The organism is Mesorhizobium sp. M0030 (assembly GCF_040323695.1).
GTDB lineage: Bacteria > Pseudomonadota > Alphaproteobacteria > Rhizobiales > Rhizobiaceae > Mesorhizobium.
Genome location: NZ_JAMYVE010000006.1, coordinates 149779 through 167463, shown reverse-complemented (window position 1 = coordinate 167463; position 17685 = coordinate 149779). Strand labels below are relative to the sequence as shown.

The 17685-nt window shown below is 63.2% G+C and carries 14 protein-coding genes; 13 read left to right on the top strand and 1 reads right to left on the bottom strand.

Going from position 1 to position 17685, the window contains the following annotated elements:
* The first annotated feature begins 294 nt into the window (after window positions 1-294).
* The 7 genes from NKJ80_RS14885 to apnL all read left to right on the top strand — a co-directional run bounded on the left by NKJ80_RS14885 (window position 295) and on the right by apnL (window position 8607).
* Complete coding sequence (locus tag NKJ80_RS14885; RefSeq protein WP_023706030.1) at window positions 295-1122, top strand: phosphogluconate dehydrogenase C-terminal domain-containing protein; 828 nt, start codon at window positions 295-297, stop codon at window positions 1120-1122.
* A 321-nt stretch (window positions 1123-1443) separates the two neighbouring features.
* A complete protein-coding gene (locus NKJ80_RS14880; RefSeq protein ID WP_352497807.1) occupies window positions 1444-2385 on the top strand; it encodes a D-ribose ABC transporter substrate-binding protein in 942 nt (313 codons plus the stop codon).
* A 95-nt stretch (window positions 2386-2480) separates the two neighbouring features.
* A complete protein-coding gene (locus tag NKJ80_RS14875) occupies window positions 2481-3125 on the top strand; it encodes a DUF2291 family protein (RefSeq protein WP_352497806.1) in 645 nt (214 codons plus the stop codon).
* The gene (locus NKJ80_RS14870) at window positions 3122-4678 is read left to right on the top strand and encodes a sugar ABC transporter ATP-binding protein (protein WP_352497805.1); all 1557 of its coding nucleotides are present in this window, start codon (window positions 3122-3124) and stop codon (window positions 4676-4678) included. Before NKJ80_RS14875 ends, NKJ80_RS14870 begins: the two co-directional genes overlap by 4 nt.
* Window positions 4671-5735, top strand: a complete 1065-nt coding sequence (locus tag NKJ80_RS14865; RefSeq protein WP_023688190.1) for an ABC transporter permease — start codon at window positions 4671-4673, stop codon at window positions 5733-5735. The genes NKJ80_RS14870 and NKJ80_RS14865 overlap by 8 nt, the downstream gene beginning before the upstream one ends.
* A 2-nt stretch (window positions 5736-5737) precedes the next feature.
* Window positions 5738-6772 (top strand): Gfo/Idh/MocA family protein, encoded by a 1035-nt coding sequence (locus NKJ80_RS14860; RefSeq protein WP_352497804.1) that lies wholly within the window; start codon window positions 5738-5740, stop codon window positions 6770-6772.
* Window positions 6769-8607 carry a D-apionate lactonase gene (gene apnL, locus NKJ80_RS14855; RefSeq protein WP_023829895.1) on the top strand — a complete coding sequence of 613 codons (1839 nt, stop codon included), beginning with the start codon at window positions 6769-6771 and terminating at the stop codon, window positions 8605-8607. The genes NKJ80_RS14860 and apnL overlap by 4 nt, the downstream gene beginning before the upstream one ends.
* Before the next feature lies 1 nt (window position 8608).
* Here apnL and NKJ80_RS14850 read toward each other — a convergent pair whose 3' ends face one another.
* Complete coding sequence (locus NKJ80_RS14850) at window positions 8609-9322, bottom strand: transcriptional regulator NanR (protein WP_023672607.1); 714 nt, start codon at window positions 9320-9322, stop codon at window positions 8609-8611.
* A gap of 186 nt (window positions 9323-9508) precedes the next feature.
* Here NKJ80_RS14850 and oiaX point away from each other — a divergent pair, with 186 nt between their 5' ends.
* The 6 genes from oiaX (at window position 9509) to NKJ80_RS14820 (ending at window position 17678) form a co-directional block, all read left to right on the top strand.
* Complete coding sequence (gene oiaX, locus NKJ80_RS14845) at window positions 9509-10759, top strand: 3-oxo-isoapionate-4-phosphate decarboxylase OiaX (RefSeq protein WP_023701694.1); 1251 nt, start codon at window positions 9509-9511, stop codon at window positions 10757-10759.
* 4 nt (window positions 10760-10763) lie between these two features.
* On the top strand, window positions 10764-12098 hold the full coding sequence (locus NKJ80_RS14840; RefSeq protein WP_023829896.1) for a four-carbon acid sugar kinase family protein: 1335 nt from the start codon (window positions 10764-10766) through the stop codon (window positions 12096-12098).
* 233 nt (window positions 12099-12331) lie between these two features.
* The gene (locus NKJ80_RS14835; RefSeq protein ID WP_023829897.1) at window positions 12332-13855 is read left to right on the top strand and encodes an FGGY-family carbohydrate kinase; all 1524 of its coding nucleotides are present in this window, start codon (window positions 12332-12334) and stop codon (window positions 13853-13855) included.
* On the top strand, window positions 13852-14628 hold the full coding sequence (locus NKJ80_RS14830) for a DeoR/GlpR family DNA-binding transcription regulator (RefSeq protein ID WP_031194761.1): 777 nt from the start codon (window positions 13852-13854) through the stop codon (window positions 14626-14628). Before NKJ80_RS14835 ends, NKJ80_RS14830 begins: the two co-directional genes overlap by 4 nt.
* Window positions 14625-16340 carry a glycerol-3-phosphate dehydrogenase/oxidase gene (locus tag NKJ80_RS14825; protein WP_023753379.1) on the top strand — a complete coding sequence of 572 codons (1716 nt, stop codon included), beginning with the start codon at window positions 14625-14627 and terminating at the stop codon, window positions 16338-16340. The genes NKJ80_RS14830 and NKJ80_RS14825 overlap by 4 nt, the downstream gene beginning before the upstream one ends.
* A 324-nt stretch (window positions 16341-16664) precedes the next feature.
* Window positions 16665-17678, top strand: coding sequence for a sugar-binding transcriptional regulator (locus tag NKJ80_RS14820; protein WP_023701690.1), 1014 nt, complete (start codon window positions 16665-16667; stop codon window positions 17676-17678).
* Window positions 17679-17685 lie beyond the last annotated feature (7 nt).

The following is a 17685-nucleotide window of genomic DNA, read 5'->3' as shown; positions in this document are numbered from 1 at the left end:
GACGCGCTTCGCCTTGCTGGTGACGCCCCCACCGTCACTTCGCAACCGAGCCCCCGAGAAAATGGACCTAGAGGCTTCTAGCGCGGGCATCGATTGTCTGGAAAGGCAACGGCGCTCTGGCTTGGTTGAATTATCGGCCGCCACCGCGGAAATCGTGCGGACGGAAGCCAAACGGCGACTGCATAGCCGCTCATCAAAGCCCTGTTCAACTCCTCAATTCGTGGTAAGGTGATCATACCAGTTAATAACGTGACGATCGGCGCGGCCGTCGTTTGAATCGGGAGTAGGGATTACATGACGACGATTGCGCTACTCGGTGCCGGCGGCAAAATGGGTTACCGCCTGTCGACCAATTTTCGCGGATCGCTCTACACGGTACGCCATGTCGAGGTGAGCGAGGCCGGCCGCGAGCGGCTGAAGACCGGACTGGGCTTTGACGCGGTCAGTGCCGATGCGGCGCTGGACGGGGCGGACATCGTCATCCTGGCCGTTCCCGACACGCATATCGGCAAGGTGGCGGCTGATATCGAGAGCAAACTGGCGCCGGGCACAATGGTGATAGTGCTCGATGCGGCCGCACCCTTCGCCGGCCATCTGCCCAACCGGCCGGACCTGACCTATTTCGTCACCCATCCCTGTCATCCGCCGATCTTCAACGACGAGACCGACATGGCGGCCAAGAAGGACTATTTTGGCGGCGTCAAGGCCAAGCAGCATATGGTCAGCGCGCTGATGCAGGGACCGGAAGCGGATTACGCCAAGGGCGAGGCGGTCGCGAAAATCATCTGGGCGCCGGTCATGCGCTCGCACCGTGTCACTGTCGAACAGATGGCGCTGCTGGAGCCCGGTCTATCGGAGACGGTGTGCGCGTCACTGCTTGTCGTCATGAAGGAAGCCGTCGACGAGGTCGTCGCGCGTGGCGTCGACCAACAGGCGGCGCTCGACTTCCTGCTCGGCCACATGAACGTGCTCGGCGCCGTGATTTTCGGCGAGACCAAGGGCGTATTCTCGGATGCCTGCAACAAGGCGATCGAATTCGGCAAGCCGGTGCTGATGCGCGACGACTGGAAGCGGGTGTTCGAGCCGGAAGAGATCGCCGCGAGCATTCGGCGCATTACCTGAGACAGGCCGAGTCGGGCGCTTGCCGGAGCGCCTTGATGGCTCGGCACACCCGCCATGACGCCAGATGTTTATGCTCAGTGGCACATGTCACCTCAATTAGTGATTGACTCATCATACCAGTTGGCTTAGCTGTTCTTGACTCGGATTGACAAGGTTTCGCAGGGAGTTCGAGCCTGGACGGGTGGAGGGGCGGGGAGCAACGGCCGTTCGGGAAGCCGGCAGCGGCATCCAGCCTGAACCGATCGGTGGCCCGCGTTGCGCGATGAATTCGAATGCAGAGGCCTTGATTTATCAAGGCAATTTTTCAAACGGGAGGACATCATGAAACTCACACGCAGAATGGCACTTGCGGCTTTTGCCGGCATGCTGGCGCTTGGCACGGCGGCGCCCGCCTACGCGGCCGACCTCATTGCCATCATCACGCCCTCGCACGACAATCCGTTCTTCAAGGCGGAAGCCGTCGGCGCCGAAGCCAAGGCCAAGGAACTCGGCTACGAAGCGCTTGTGCTCGTCCATGATGACGACGCCAACAAGCAGTCCGAATTGATCGACACGGCGATCGGTCGCGGCGCCAAGGCGATCATCCTCGACAATGCCGGCGCCGACGCCACCGTCGCTGCCGTGCAGAAGGCCAAGGACGCGGGCGTGCCGTCGTTCCTGATCGATCGCGAGATCAACGCCACCGGCGTCGCCGTGGCTCAGATCGTCTCCAACAACTACCAGGGCGCCCAGCTCGGCGCGCAGGAATTCGTCAAGCTGATGGGCGAGAAGGGCAATTTCGTCGAGCTGGTCGGCAAGGAATCCGACACCAATGCCGGCATTCGCTCGAAGGGCTATCATGACGTCATCGACGATTATCCGGATCTGAAGATGGTCGCCCAGCAATCGGCAAACTGGAGCCAGACGGAAGCCTATTCCAAGATGGAATCGATCCTGCAGGCCAACCCGGATATCAAGGGCGTCATCTCCGGCAATGACACGATGGCGATGGGCGCTTATGCGGCGCTGGTCGCGGCAAACCGCAAGGACGTCATCGTCGTCGGCTTCGACGGATCCAACGACGTGCGCGACTCCATCACCGCGGGCGGCATCAAGGCAACCGTCCTGCAGCCGGCTTATGCGCAGGCGCAGATGGCGGTCGAGCAGGCCAACGACTTCATCAAGAACAAGAAGTCGCCGGCCAAGGAAAAGCAGCTGATGGACTGCGTCTTGGTCAATGGTGACAATGCTGCCAAGCTGGAAACGTTTGCGCTGACCAACTGAGCCGGCGTGACATGAATAGCGAGGGGCGACCCAAGGGTCGTCCCTCGTCGCCATTTTCCGTGGGTGCCGACCACCATGCTGAACAACAAACCATCATGCTGAACAACAAGCCGAACTGGCCGATCCTTGTCGTTGCAGTCGGCATCAGCCTGACCGCCTGCAAGATCCTGCCGACGCCCTCGGGGGACAGCGGCAGCGCCGCCGCCTTCAATCCGGACAAGATGGTCGAGGAGATCTGGGCCGCGAAGGTCGTGCCATATCTCCAAAAAAAGGCCGGACCGTTTGCGCAAGTCCACGCTCTGGCGAAAACCGGTCCTGCTTCCGCCGGCGCCAAATATGGCAATCCGAACAAGCAGGCGAATTCGCCCTGGACCTTCGCGGTTCGCGTCGAGGGCAAGATCATCGCCGCCAACACGCAGTCGCGGGCAGCGACCATGGATGTCGATGTCGACGGCGACGGCAAGGCCGATGCGCGGGTGCAAATCGGGCCGGCGATGCGCGGAACCGCGCTGCGCGACAGCCTCGATTTCATCCAGTTCAACGATTTTACCAATCAGATCGACTTTGCCCAGTTGGGCAAGGCGTTCAACGCCTATGCCGTCAAGGCCGTGCTTGCCAAACTGCCGCGTGACGCGCTGGAAGGTCGGACCGCCAAGGTTCTCGGCGCCTATACGCTCGAGAGCGGCCAGGACCTGCCGCTGGTGACGCCGGCGGAGGCAGAAATCGGGCCGAAGCCATGAGCGCTGCGGTTGCTCACGATGTCGTCTTGAAGCTGGAGGACGTCTCCAAGGTCTATTCCGGCACCGTCGCGGTCAAGCGCGCGAATTTCGAGGTACGCAAGGGGGCGGTCAATGTGCTGGTCGGCGAAAACGGCGCCGGCAAATCGACGCTGATGAAGATTATCGCCGGCGTCGAACAGCCGACGCTCGGCCGGATCCTCCTGGAAAGGGAGGAGGTCTCCTTCTCGTCCTCGGGCGACGCGGTGAACCGCGGCATCGGCATGGTGTTCCAGGAGCTGAACCTGTTTGGCAATATGACCGTCGCCGAGAACATCTTCGCCACGCGCGAGATCACCAACCGGTTCCGCAAGATCGACCGCAAGGAACAGGAGCGTCGCGCGGCGCAATTTCTCGAACGGCTGCAGGCCGGGATAAGGCCGGACATGCTGGTCGAGGATCTGCGCATCGGCCAGCAGCAGCTGGTCGAGATCGCCAAGGCGGTCTCGCTCGATGCACGCATCCTGATCATGGACGAGCCGACCTCGGCGCTGAGTGCGGCGGAAGTCGAGATCCTGTTCAAGGTGATCGCCGACCTCAAGTCGCGCGGCGTGGCGATCGTCTACATCTCGCACCGGCTGGAAGAACTGATCCGCATCGGCGACTACATCACCGTGCTGCGCGATGGGCACATCACCGGCCAGGAGGAGATGAAAAACGTCGACACCCGGTGGATCGTGCGGCAGATGATCGGCTCCGACGCCAAGGATTTCGCCAAGGCCGACGGCCATGTTCCCGGCGAAGAGATATTCCGCGCCGAGGACATCTGCCTGCCGCGCGCGACCGGCGGGCTGGCGGTCGATCACGTCTCGCTGTCGCTGCGCGCCGGCGAGATCCTCGGCATATACGGCCTGATGGGCGCCGGGCGGAGCGAGCTGTTCGACTGCATCATGGGCCGCCATGGCCAGGCGACCGGCGCGATCTTCATCGCCGGCAAAAAGGTCAAGGAGCGCGACACGACGCGGCGTATCCGGCGCGGGCTGGCGCTGATCCCCGAAGACCGCCAACGCGAAGGGCTAGTCTCGATCCTGTCCGTCGCGAGCAATCTGACACTGGCCAGCCTGTCGCGTTTTGTCCGCCTGTTTCACATTCGCGGCGGCCACGAGAAGCAGGCGGTGACGCAGATGGTGCGGGAACTGGCGATCAAGGTCGCCGACCCGGCGCAGGAGGTCTCATCGCTGTCGGGCGGCAACCAGCAAAAGGTGGTGATCGGCAAGGCGCTGCTCACCGGGCCGAAGGTGCTGCTGATGGATGAGCCCAGCCGTGGCATCGATGTCGGCGCCAAGGCCGACGTCTTCCGCACCATGCGCAAACTATCGCGCGATGGGCTCGGTATTCTGTTCGCCACCTCGGATCTCGATGAGGTGATGGCGCTGTCCGATCGCATCGCGGTGATGAGCAATGGAAAACTGACGGGCATGTTCGATCGCTCCGAGGCGACGGAGGCAGCCCTTGTCGCCGCCTCGGCACTTGGCCACGGACCGACCCCGCACACGGAGAAAAGCGCCCATGACTGACATCCCGGCCAAGGCGGCTGTCTCCTCCGTCTCGAGCGGCTCGCTGCTGCTGACGCTGATGAAGGCGAGGACCTTCATCGCGCTGATCGCCGTCTTGATCTTCTTCTCGATCGCGGCGCCGAATTTCCTGTCGACCGCCAATCTGATCCTGATGTCGAAACATGTGGCGCTGAACGCCTTCCTCGCCATGGGCATGACCTTCGTCATCATCACCGGCGGCATCGATCTCTCAGTCGGCTCGATCGTCGGCCTGTGCGGCATGGTCGCCGGCTACCTCGTGCTCAACGGCATCGACCTGCAATTCGGCTACACCGTCTATTTCAACGTCGTCGAGATCGCGCTGATCACGCTGGCGGTCGGCATATTGATCGGCGCCGTCAACGGACTGCTGATCACCAGGCTGAACGTCGCGCCGTTCATCGCCACGCTCGGCGTGCTCTATGTCGCGCGCGGCCTGGCGTTGCTGTCGTCGGACGGCCGCACCTTCCCCAACCTCGTCGGCAAGCCAGAGCTTGGCACCACCGGGTTTGGTTTCCTCGGCGCCGGGCGGCTGCTCGGCCTGCCGGTGGCGATCTGGATACTGATCGTCGTTGCGCTGGCGGCGGCCTACCTCGCCAAATACACCCCGCTCGGCCGCCACATCTTCGCCGTCGGCGGCAATGAACGGGCGTCGCGAATTTCGGGCGTTCGTGTCAACATGGTGAAAATGTTCGTCTACATGTTCTCCGGCTTCTGCGCGGCGATCGTCGGCCTGATCATCTCGTCCGAACTGATGGCCTCGCACCCGGCAACAGGCGAAAGTTTCGAGCTCAACGCCATTGCGGCGGCGGTGCTCGGCGGCACCTCGATGTCGGGTGGGCGCGGCACGATCGGCGGCACCATTGTCGGCGCCTTCGTCATCGGCATTCTTTCGGACGGGTTGGTGATGATGGGCGTGAGTTCCTTCTGGCAGATGGTGATCAAGGGCCTTGTCATCATCGTCGCCGTCGTCGTCGACCAGGCGCAGCGCCGGCTGCAGAGCCGGGTGACGCTGATGCAGATGGCAAAGGCAGGCTGAGCATGGCGGAGTTGCGGGGAGGGCTCATCGGCTGCGGCTTCTTTGCCATCAACCAGATGCATGCCTGGCGCGACATTGAAGGCGCCGCGATGGTCGCCATTTGCGACCGCGACCCGGAGCGGCTGCGCATCATCGGCGACCAGTTCGGCATTGCGAAGCGCTACACCGACGCGGCGGAGATGTTTGCAAGCGAATGCCTCGACTTCGTCGATATCGCCACTACCGTTCCCAGCCATCGTCCGCTGGTCGAGATGGCGGCGCTGCACCGTGTGCCGGTGATTTGCCAAAAGCCGTTCGCGCCGACGCTTGCCGACGCCAAGGCGATGGTGAGGGCCTGCGTGGAAGCCGGCGTACCGCTGATGGTGCATGAGAATTTTCGCTGGCAGTCGGCGATCCAGGCGGTGCGTGCCGTGCTCGACAGCGGCGAGATCGGCACGCCGTTCTTCGGGCGCATCTCCTTCCGCTCTGCCTATGACGTGTTTTCCGGCCAGCCCTATCTCGCCAAGGGAAAGCGCTTCATCATCGAGGACCTCGGTATCCACAGTCTCGACATCGCCCGTTTTCTACTGGGCGACGTGTCGACGATCACGACGCGAACCGCGCGCATCAACCCCGGCATCGCGGGCGAAGATGTCGCGACGATGCTGATGGACCACAAGAGCGGGGCGACGTCAGTGGTCGACTGTAGCTACGCGACGAAGCTCGCCACCGAACCGTTTCCCGAAACGCTGATCGAGATCGACGGCAGCGACGGCACGATCCGCTTGGCGCAGGGATATCGGCTCACCGTCACCGGCAGGAGCGGCACGAAGATCACCGACGTTTCGCCGCCCGTACTCGCCTGGGCATCGCGCCCATGGCACAACATCCAGGAGAGCGTCGTCGCCATCCAGCAGCACTGGGTCGACTGCCTGGCAAAGGGAACCGAGCCGGCGACCTCGGGCGCCGACAACCTCAAGACATTCGCGCTGGTCGAGGCGGCCTATCTGGGCGCCGCGAGCCACGAACCTGTCCACCTGGATGGCTTGCTGACATGACAGCCGACGCCTTCCTCCTCTACGGTACGCATGCCGTCGAGGCGGAGCCGGTCAGGCTGAATGCCGGTCTGCTCAGCGCCGACTTTGTCAACGGCAACCTGCGCACCATCCGTTACGGTGGCATCGAAGTGTTGCGCGCCATCGCCTACATCGTGCGCGACCGCGACTGGGGCACCTATGAACCGGCGCTGACGGACCTTGCCGTCGATCAGGACGCCGACAGCTTCTCCGTCAGCTACTCCGCAACTTGCTTAGCGCCGGGCGGAAGCCGGCTCGACTTTCGCGCTACGATCAAGGGCTCCGCCAACGGTCACCTAGTGTTCGACGTCAGCGCGGTCCCTGAAAGCGATTTCGAGACCAATCGCTGCGGTTTTTGCGTCCTGCATCCGATCGCCGGCCTCGCCGGCAGCCCGGTCACGGTCGAGCATACCGACGGCAGCGTGGTGGCGACGAAACTGCCACTGCTGATCGATCCCTGGCAGCCTTTCAAGGATTTGCGCGCGATCACCCATGAGGTCCGGCCGGGCATCACTGCCGAATGCCGGATGGAGGGCGACACTTTGGAGATGGAGGACCAGCGTAACTGGTCGGACGCGTCATACAAGACCTATGTGCGGCCGCTGGCGCTGCCATGGCCCTATGTGCTGCCGGCCGGCCAAACTGTAAGCCAGACGGTCAGCCTGCGCATCACCGGCGAGGGGAAGATGCCGGCTGGCGCAGCAAGCGCCGAACCGGTCCGTGTCGAGCTCGGTGAGGCCGGGCAGAGGTTGCCGGATCTCGGCGTGATCATCTACCCGGATGAGGTCGAAGCAGCGCTCGCAAACCTTTCGACATTGACTGAGCTCGGCCCGCAGCAACTTGTCTTCCACTACGATCCGACGCGCGGCCACGGTCTCGAAGCATTGCGGTCTTATGCAAGGCTCACTGCTGCCTATCCAGTCGGCACCACACTCGAATGCGTCGTTGCCTGCGCGGGCGATCTCGACGCTGAACTTTCAGCCGTCGCGAACCTGGTGCGGCAGGCCGGACTAAAACTCTCGGCCATTGCCGTCTCGCCTTCGGTCGACCGGCAGTCGACGCCGCCGGGCAGCGCGTGGCCGGACTGTCCGCCGCTGGAAGACGTCTATGCCGCTGCCCGTCGCGCCTTTCCGGGTATCAAGCTTGGCGGCGGCATGTTCAGCTATTTCACCGAGCTCAACCGCAAGCGCGTGCCGGCGGGCCTGCTCGATTTCATCACTCACTGCACGTGCCCGATCGTGCACGCCGCCGACGATCTCAGCGTCATGCAGTCGCTGGAGGCGCTGCCCTTCATCACCGCGTCGGCGCGGGCAATCTTCGGGGCAAAGCCTTACCGCATCGGTCCGTCGACGATCGCCATGCGCCAGAACCCCTACGGGGGCGCGACCAAACCCAATCCCGAGGGACAGCGCATCGCCATGGCCGATCGCGACCCTCGCCATGCCGGCCTCTTCGCAGCCGCATGGGCGATCGGCTATGCCGCGCGTGTCGCGTCGGCCGGGCTGGAACTGCTCACGCTCTCCGGCTTCGCCGGACCGTTCGGCGTGCTCGCAGCATCCGGCGAACCCGTCGCGGAAGGATCGCCTCGGCCGATCTTCGGTGCCATCAAGGGGCTTTGCGAACTGGCCGGCCTTGCGCATGTGGCGGCAAGGACGAGCGATCAGACGAAGGTGCTGGCGCTGGCCGGCCGCTCCGCTTCGGGCAAGACCGTGGCGTGGCTGGCGAACCTGACGGCGAACGACGTGACGGTCGACATCTCAGCGTTTGGCCGAGGCCAACTGGTGATGACCCCTTACGCGATCACGCGGATCGGCTGAATCAGTTGCCGGAGTTCATCACATAAAGCGCGCGCGAGCGCTCGAGGTGCTTGATCATCGCCTTCTCGGCGCCGTCGGCATCCTTCTTCTCGATGCGGCCGATGATCTCTTCATGCTCGGTCAGCGTGAACTGTTCCTTGCCGGTCCAGATCAGCATTTCGGTGTGATATTCCTTCAGCCAACCGAGCATCGCCTCGCTGACGGCGATATAGATCGGGTTGCCTGAAATGGCCGCGATCTGGGTGTGAAACTTCATGTCGGCTGAAATGAAAGCCTCGGAATCGCCGCGAAAGCCACGCTGTTCGGCAATTGTGGCCCGCAGCTGCTCAACGTCCTCGGCAGTGGCATTTTCGGCGGCTTCCCTGACCATGCCGCGCTCGAAGAAGATGCGCGCCGTTTTCAGGTGCTCCAGCGTGTCCTTCGACGACGACAGGATGATCTTGGCTGCGCCGTCGACCTGCTTGATGATCGACTTGGCGGTCAGCTGCAGCACCTTGGCGCGTTCCCCATGCGAGATCGCGACGAGGCCCATATTGCTCAGCGCCTGCATCGCCTCGCGGATCGCGGGACGGCCGACCTCGAAGCGCTCCATCAACTCGCGCTCCGACGGCATGTCGTCGCCCGGCGTCAATTCTCCGCTGGTGATCAGGCGCTTCAGCCGCAAAAAAACTTCGTCGGAAAGTTTGCGCCGGACGATCGGCTCCGAACGGTTCATCGTCGCGAATCACTCCCTTGACCTGTGTCTATCTAGCACTGCCGCAGCTGTTCCCGGAATGGCTGTCGCCCCGATCGGCCATAGCCGCAAGACAGGATATTGCTTGCAAAGCTTATGTACTCATTATACCAGATTCTGACGATCAAGGAACTAATTTCGAACCTCCGCGGCCTCAGACAACGAACCATGATCACGCTCACCTACCGCATCGAAACGTCAGGTAGCATCGAGGCGCTGGCGACCAAGATCGCCAGCGACCAGTCGACTGGAACCTTCGTCGCGCTGCCCGGTGAGACCGAGGAACTGAAAGCCCGGGTGGCCGCGCGTGTCCTGACCATTCGGCATTTGCCTGAGGCTGACAGGCCATCGCTTCCCGAGGCCGGTGACGGGCCGTTCAAGCGCGCGGATGTCGACATCGCCTTTCCATTCGATGCCATCGGGACCGACCTGTCGGCGCTGATGACGATTGCCATCGGCGGCGCCTATTCGATCAAGGGCCTGTCCGGCATTCGCGTCGTCGACATGAAATTGCCGGGGGAATTCAGTGGCGCCCATCCGGGTCCGCAGTTCGGCGTCGCCGGCAGCCGCAGGCTGACAGGTGTTGCGGACCGACCGATTATCGGCACCATCGTCAAGCCGGCGCTGGGGCTTCGGCCACACGAGACCGCCGCAATGGTGGGGGAGCTGATCGCCGCCGGCGTCGATTTCATCAAGGACGACGAGAAGCTGATGAGCCCGGCCTATTCGCCGCTGGCTGAGCGGGTGAAGGCAATCATGCCGCTGATCCTCGACCACGAGCAGAGGACCGGCAAGAAGGTGATGTATGCCTTCGGCATCTCGCATGCCGACCCGGACGAGATGATGCGCAACCACGATCTGGTGGCCAAGGCGGGCGGCAATTGCGCGGTGGTCAACATCAATTCGATAGGCTTCGGTGGCATGGCGTTTCTTAGAAAACGCTCCAGCCTGGTGCTGCATGCCCATCGCAACGGCTGGGACATTCTTACCCGCCATCCCGGCCTCGGCATGGACTTCAAGGTCTGGCAACAGTTCTGGCGGCTGCTCGGCGTCGACCAGTTCCAGATCAACGGCATCCAATCGAAATACTGGGAGCCGGACGCGTCTTTCGTCGAGTCCTTCAAGGCGGTGACGACGCCGATTTTTGCGCCTGAGGATTGCGCCTTGCCTGTGGCGGGCTCCGGCCAATGGGGCGGGCAAGCGCCCGAGACCTATGAACGGACCGGCCGCACGGTCGATCTGCTCTATCTGTGCGGCGGCGGCATCGTCAGCCATCCGGATGGACCGGGCGCCGGGGTGCGTGCCGTGCAGCAAGCCTGGCAGGCGGCGGTCGACGGCATTCCGCTGGCGGATTTCGCCTTGAGCCATCCGGAGCTGGCGCGGTCGATCGAAAAATTCGGCGACGGCAAAGCGGCCTGAAGCAATGCAAGACCTGCTTCTCAGCTATTATGGCGACGACCTCACCGGCTCGACCGACGTCATGGAAGCGCTCGAACTCGGCGGCGTCCCGACCGTGCTGTTCATGCGCCAGCCGGACGCGGCCATGGTTGAGCAGTTCAGCCATTGCCGCGCCATTGGCCTGGCCGGCACCAGCCGCAGCGAGACGCCGCAATGGATGGACACGCATCTGAGCGATGCCTTCGCTTGGCTGAAGACGCTGAATGCCGCGATCTGTCACTACAAGGTCTGCTCGACCTTCGATTCCAGCCCGGCGATCGGCAGCATCGGCCGGGCGATCGAGATCGGCCGCTCGGTCTTCGCGCAGGACAGCGTGCCGCTGCTGGTCGGGGCGCCGCAACTCAAGCGTTACACTGCCTTCGGTCATCTATTCGCGGCCTATCGTGAAAAGTATTTCCGCATCGACCGCCATCCGGTGATGAGCCGCCACCCGACGACGCCGATGGATGAATCCGACCTGCTGATCCATCTGTCGCGGCAGACGGAGCTCACGTCGGGGCTGGTCGATCTCGCGACGTTGCAGTCGGCGTCGCGCTCGGAAGCCTTCGACCGCTTGCTCGCAAAGGGCACCGACATCGTACTTGTCGATGTCGACAGCCTCGAGACGCAGGCGCTTGCCGGCAAGGAGATATGGCGCGCCCGCAAGCCGGGCGGTTCGTTCGTCGTCGGCTCGTCGGGGATCGAATATGCGCTGCTGGCCGAATGGGTGTCGAACGGGACAGTCAGAGCTGAACCAGAATTTTCGCCGCCGGGTGCCGCCGACCGGATCGCGGTCGTCTCGGGCAGTTGTTCGTCGACGACCGAACGACAGATCCGTCACGCTTTGACTGACGGCTTCGACGGCATCGAGGTCGATCCCGTCGAACTGGTCTCCGAAGCTTCCGGAGATGCGATCGCACGCGCAGCAGCAGCCGGTCGCGCCAGCCTGGAAGGCGGACGCAGCGTCGTTCTCTACACGGCCCTTGGACCCGCGGCCGATAGGGGGGGCGACATCGACCGCCAGGAAGGCGCCCGCCACAAGCTCGGGCGGGGCCTCGGCGAACTGCTTCGCGCGCTGACCATCGAGCAGAAGTTGCAGCGCGTGGTCGTTGCCGGCGGCGATACGTCGAGCCACGCGCTCGGCCAGATGGGTGTCGATGCGCTGACCGTGCGGATGCCGTTGCCGGCGTCGCCGGGCTCGCCGCTTTGCGTCGCTCACTCGCGCGTCAAGGCGATCGATGGGCTGGAGGTGGCACTCAAGGGCGGGCAGGTTGGAACCGACCGCTATTTCAGCGCCATCCGTGACGGCCTTAGCAGCTGATTACGCGTCGCCTGGCAACCGCGAGATCCATCCGTGGCTCCCTGGCGCCGAAGCCTTTTTGTCGCGTATGTTGACGTTAAATTCACATAAAGGTATGAGTTCTTTGTTGCGGCGAGGTGCTTTTGCCGTTTGTCCCCCTTGCTCAATCGGGGTTGTCGCCATGTGTTTCGCCCTTGCATCAGACTGCAGGATCGCCCTGTAGCAATCGCCAGTTGCTGAAAGAGGCGGTGATCATGCCCAGCCTGCTCGGAATCGATAACGGCCTCACGGTCACCAAGGCGGTCATCTTCGATGCCGACGGCACGCAATTGTCCGTGGCCCGTCGCCGGGTGCCGCAATCGATGCCCCACGCGCGCTGGGTGGAGCGCGACATGTCAGGCCTGTGGCAAGCAACAGCCGACGCCATCAAGGAGGCGATCGCGCTCTCCGGCAGGCCGGCGGAAGACATCAAGGCGGTGGCGGCGACCGCGCATGGCGATGGTCTCTATCTGCTCGATCATGATCGTCAGCCTTTGGGACCAGGCATCCTGTCGCTCGACAGCCGCGCCGGCGACATTGTCGAAAGGTGGTCCGCCGGTACCGTTTTCACCGATGCACTGGCGACGACAGGCCAGACGCCGCATGTTTCGGCGCCGTCGGCGCTGCTGGCGTGGCTTAAGCAGAACGATCCTGATCGCTATGGCCGCATCGGCCATGTGCTGGCCTGCAAGGACTGGCTGCGCTTTTGCCTGACCGGCACGATCGGGACCGACCGCACGGAGGCCAGCACTTCATTCACGGATTTTCGCACGCAAGCCTATGCGCCTGAAGCGCTGCGCATCTTCGGGTTGGAGGATCTGTTCAACGCGCTGCCGCCGGTGGCGCATTCCGCTGACATCGCCGGTCAAGTCACAGCCGATGCCGCCGAAAGGACCGGCCTTCGCAGGGGAACACCGGTCGCCTGCGGCCTGCACGACGTGGCCGCCTCGGCGCTTGGCATGGGCGGCCATGAAGACGGCGTGCTCGCCATCGTCGCCGGCACGTATTCCATCAACGAAGTCGTCTCTTCGCAACCGCGCGTCGACCGACGTTGGTTCTGCCGCAACGCCATCGATGCGGGGCGTTGGAACAACATGTCGATCTCGCCGGCCTCGACCGCGAACTACGACTGGTTTCTCGACACTTTCTGTCGCTTGGAGCAAGACAGGACAAACGCGGATGGCGGCTCGCTCCACGAATTGCTGGCGGGAGAGATCGACGCGGCGTTGAAGAAGCCTTCGACCATCCTGTTTCATCCCTATCTGTTCGGCTCTCCCTATGGCGATTTGGCCAGCGGCAGCTTTGTCGGCCTGCATGGCTGGCACAATCGCGGCGACATGCTGAAGGCGGTTCTGGAAGGCATCGCCTTCAATCACCGCACCCATGTCGAGGCTTTGCGCGACGGCTTTGCCGTCAGCGAGATCCGCCTGACCGGCGGCGGTTCGCGCAATCCTGCTTTCGTCCAGATGTTTGCCAACGTGCTGAACGCCCCGGTCACCGTCACCTCGACGGATGAGACCGCGGCCCTCGGTGCCGCGCTTTGCGCAGGTGCTGCGGTCGGCTTGTTCAAGACGCCGCAAGAGGGCGCCAGGCAGGTCGGCATGACGGAGCGGACGTACCAAACCGTGCCCGCCTCCAGTGCTGTGTTCAATGAGCGGTTTTCGCTCTACTGCCGCATAGCCGAGCAGCTGAAGTCGCATTGGCCTGATATCGAAAGGCTGGCGGGGGTAAACGCATGATCAAGGCCGACGAACGACGCGAAGAGATCGCCGATTATGTGATCAAGCTCGGCCAGGTGCGCATCGATGATCTGGTCGAGCATTTCGGCGTGTCGCGCATGACCATCCACCGGCATATCGACCGGCTGGCGCAGCAGGGCGTGCTGCGCAAGCTGCACGGTGCGGTGACGGTCCAGCCTTCCGGCCTCTACGAGAGCGCTTTCCGCTACCGGGTGACCGTCAATCGAGCCGAGAAGGATGCACTGGCGCGGGCGGCACTGGATTATATCGAGGCCGGCCAGGTGGTGATGCTGGACGATTCATCGACGGCAAACGCGGTCGCGACGCTGCTGCTCGACGTCAAGCCGCTGACCGTCATTTCCAACAGCGTCTCGACGGCGGGCCAATTGATCAATGTGGACGATATCGATTTCATCTGCCTCGGCGGCCAGTATCACGGCACCTACAATGCCTATATCGGCATCGTCTGCGAGAACGCCGTGGCGCAGTTGCGCGCCAATGTGCTGATCTGTTCGGCTTCGGCCGTCACCGGAACCACGGCTTTCATCCAGGATCCGAATGTCGTGCGGGTCAAGCAGGCGATGATGACCGCCTCCGTGAAGCGCATCCTTTTGGTCGACCACGCAAAATTCGACCGGATCGCGCTGCATGTCTTCGACGATCTGACCAGTTTCGACGCCGTGCTGGTGACCGAGGGCCTGGGCGATGCGCAGGCGCAGAGCCTCGAACGGGCGGGGGTGAAGTTGCGCATCGTCAAGACGAAGGCGCCATGAACCCAGCAGATGGAGCCGGGGCGGACAATCCCGCCGGGCGTCTCGCCGCGATGGCCGGGACCGGCGAAGTCGACGTCGTCATTCTTGGCGCCGGCATCAACGGGGCTGGGCTGTTTCGCGATCTGTGCGCGCAAGGTGTCAGCTGCCTGATCGTCGAAAAGGCGGATTTCGGCTCGGGCACCAGTGCCGCGCCGTCGAGGCTCATCCACGGCGGCTTGAAATATCTCGAGACCGGCGAGTTCGGGCTGGTGGCGCAGTCGACGCTCGAACGCAATCTGCTTCTTCAAAACGCGCCGCACTATGTCAGCCCGCTGCCGACCGTCATCCCGATCTTCTCGTGGAGCAAGGGCATGCTCGCGGCGTTGCGAACGCTGTTCGGCTCGACCAGCGCGCCGCGCAGCCGCGGCGCCATACTGATCAAGATCGGCTTGATGATCTACGATTTCTACGGTTCACGAAACCAGGTCATGCCGCGCCACCGCATGGTCGGGCGGCGGCAGGCGCTTGTTGAGATGCCGGCGCTCAATCCGGCGATCGTCGCCACCGGCACCTACTACGACGCCAAGATAAGTCACCCGGAAAGGCTGGTGCTGGAACTGATCCTCGACGGCTTGCAGGCTCACGCGGCGTCTGCCGGTGCCAACTACACGACACTGGCGGCTTCAGCCAATGGCGTGCTCACATTCCAGCCGGAAAACGGCGCGGCCTTTTCGGTGCGGCCGAAGCTGGTGGTGAACGCCGCCGGTCCGTGGATCGACGACGTCAACGCGCTGCTTGGTGCTCCATCGAAGATGATCGGCGGCACCAAGGGCTCGCATATCCTGTTAAGGCATGACGAACTGGTCAAAAGCCTCGCCGGGCGCATGCTCTATTTCGAGGCCGATGACGGCCGCATCTGCCTGGTCTACGACTATCTCGGCCTGGCGCTGGTCGGCTCGACCGACATCAAGGCCGACAATCCGGACGCGGTCCGCTGCGAACCCGAAGAAGTCGACTATCTGCTCGACAGCGTGCGAACGCTGCTGCCGGGCATGGCGTTCGAGCGCGACCAGATCGTCTACGCCTATAGCGGCATCCGGCCGCTGCCGACGTCCGAGGCGTCGACACCAGGGCTGATCAGCCGCGATCATTCAGCGCCGGTCGCCGAGCCGGACGGCAACAGGCCCTTTGCAGTCATTTCGCTGGTCGGCGGCAAATGGACGACGTTCCGCGGCTTTGCCGAGGAAGTCGCTGACACGGTACTCAAGCGCCTGCAGCGCAGCCGCAAGGTGACGACGCGAGCCATGCCGATCGGCGGCGGGAGGAATTTTCCGGCCAATGCCGCCGCGCGCGCGGACTGGCTGGCTAAGGCACAGCAGGCAACAGGCGCCGGGGAAAGGCGCCTTGACCAATTGCTGTCGCGCTACGGGACCAGAGCCGTTGAGATCGCCAGGCACGGGTCGGATGATGAGGGTCGTCGTCTGCCGGACTCGGACGGCTACGGCAAGGCGGAAATCGACTACATCGTGCGCAACGAATTCGTCGAACATCTGGCCGATGTCGTTATGCGCCGCAGCACGTTGGCGATAGGCGGCTCGCTGACGAGCCGCGACCTGCAGGAGATTGCCGCGATCGCGGGGCGGGCGTTGGGGTGGAGCACCGAGCGCCTCACGCGGGAGGTCGAATCCGCTGTTGTCGAGCTCGAGGGCAGGAACCTGATGCGGCTGGACTGATCGCTTGATCGCCGACGCCTAGCTTTTCCTGAGGCAATCCGATCGATTTGCCCTTGTTGCGCCGTGTGCATCACCTTCCCATTTTGCACCCGGATTGGGATTTGCCGGCGCCTACGGGCTCATGCTGTCACTGGATACGGTAACACAAATTGACGTTAAATTAACACTACCGTATGGTCATATTATATGCTTACCTTCTAATAGGCTCGCGTTGGCTGCGGAACGTCGGCTGAGGCAACCATCTGCGGAGGGATTGACAGCGGTGCAAAGGTATGAAAATTTTTGCACACAAAGATAATATTATCACCCTGGGGAGGGGATGGCTTGAATTCCGGCGGAAGCGCAAACCGCGACCATGAATCCAGCCTCGCCACGCGCGCGGCCTGGCTGCACTATGCCGGTGGTCTGACCCAGGCCCAGGTGGCCAAGCGGCTTGGCCTGACCAGCCTCAAGGCGCATAGGCTGATCACCAAGGCCAACCAGGAAGGTCTGGTCAGGGTCTTCATCGACGGCGACGTCGCCGAATGCGTCGACCTGGAACAGCGCCTGATCGCCGCCTTTGGGCTCCACTATTGCGAGGTGGTTCCCGATCTCGATCAGGACGAACTGCCGCTGAAGGGGCTGGGCATTGCAGGCGCCCAGTTCCTGAAGCGCGAAATCGATCGCGGCGAAGACATGCTGATCGGCGTCGGCCATGGCCGCACGCTTGCCGCCAGCGTCGAATATCTGACGCGCGCAACTGCTGCTCACATCCGTTTCGTCTCGCTGCTTGGCGGCGTGACGCGCAAATTCGCCGCCAACCCGCACGACGTCATGCATCGCCTGGCAGAGCGGACAGGCGCGCAGGCCTTTGTGATGCCGGTGCCTTTTGTCGCCAATACCGCCGAGGACCGTGAAGTGCTGCTTGGCCAACGCGGCATCAGCGATGTGTTCGCTCTCGCCAGCCGGTCCGACCTGATGTTCGTCGGAATAGGCACGGCCGAGCGGGAGGCGTCGCTGGTCGCCACCGGCATGATCGAGCCTTCCGAAATCGATGAGGTCAAGCGGGACGGCGGCGTTGGTGAATTGCTGGCGCATTTCTTCGACGACAAGGGTGGTCCGGTCGAAACGGCGCTGTCGGAAAGAATACTGGCGCTTCCGCGGGATCAGTTGAAGGGCCGCAGGATCGTTGCCGTCGCCGGCGGCAAGGTGAAGGTGCGCGCCATCAAGGCAGTACTCGAAAGCCGTTATCTCAGCGGCCTGATCACCGACGAATGCACGGCCCGCGCGCTGGTCGAGCTCGACGATGCAGCCGGGACCGCGAAGCGCCGCGTGAACGGAGGAACTTCGAATGCGTGACAACGGA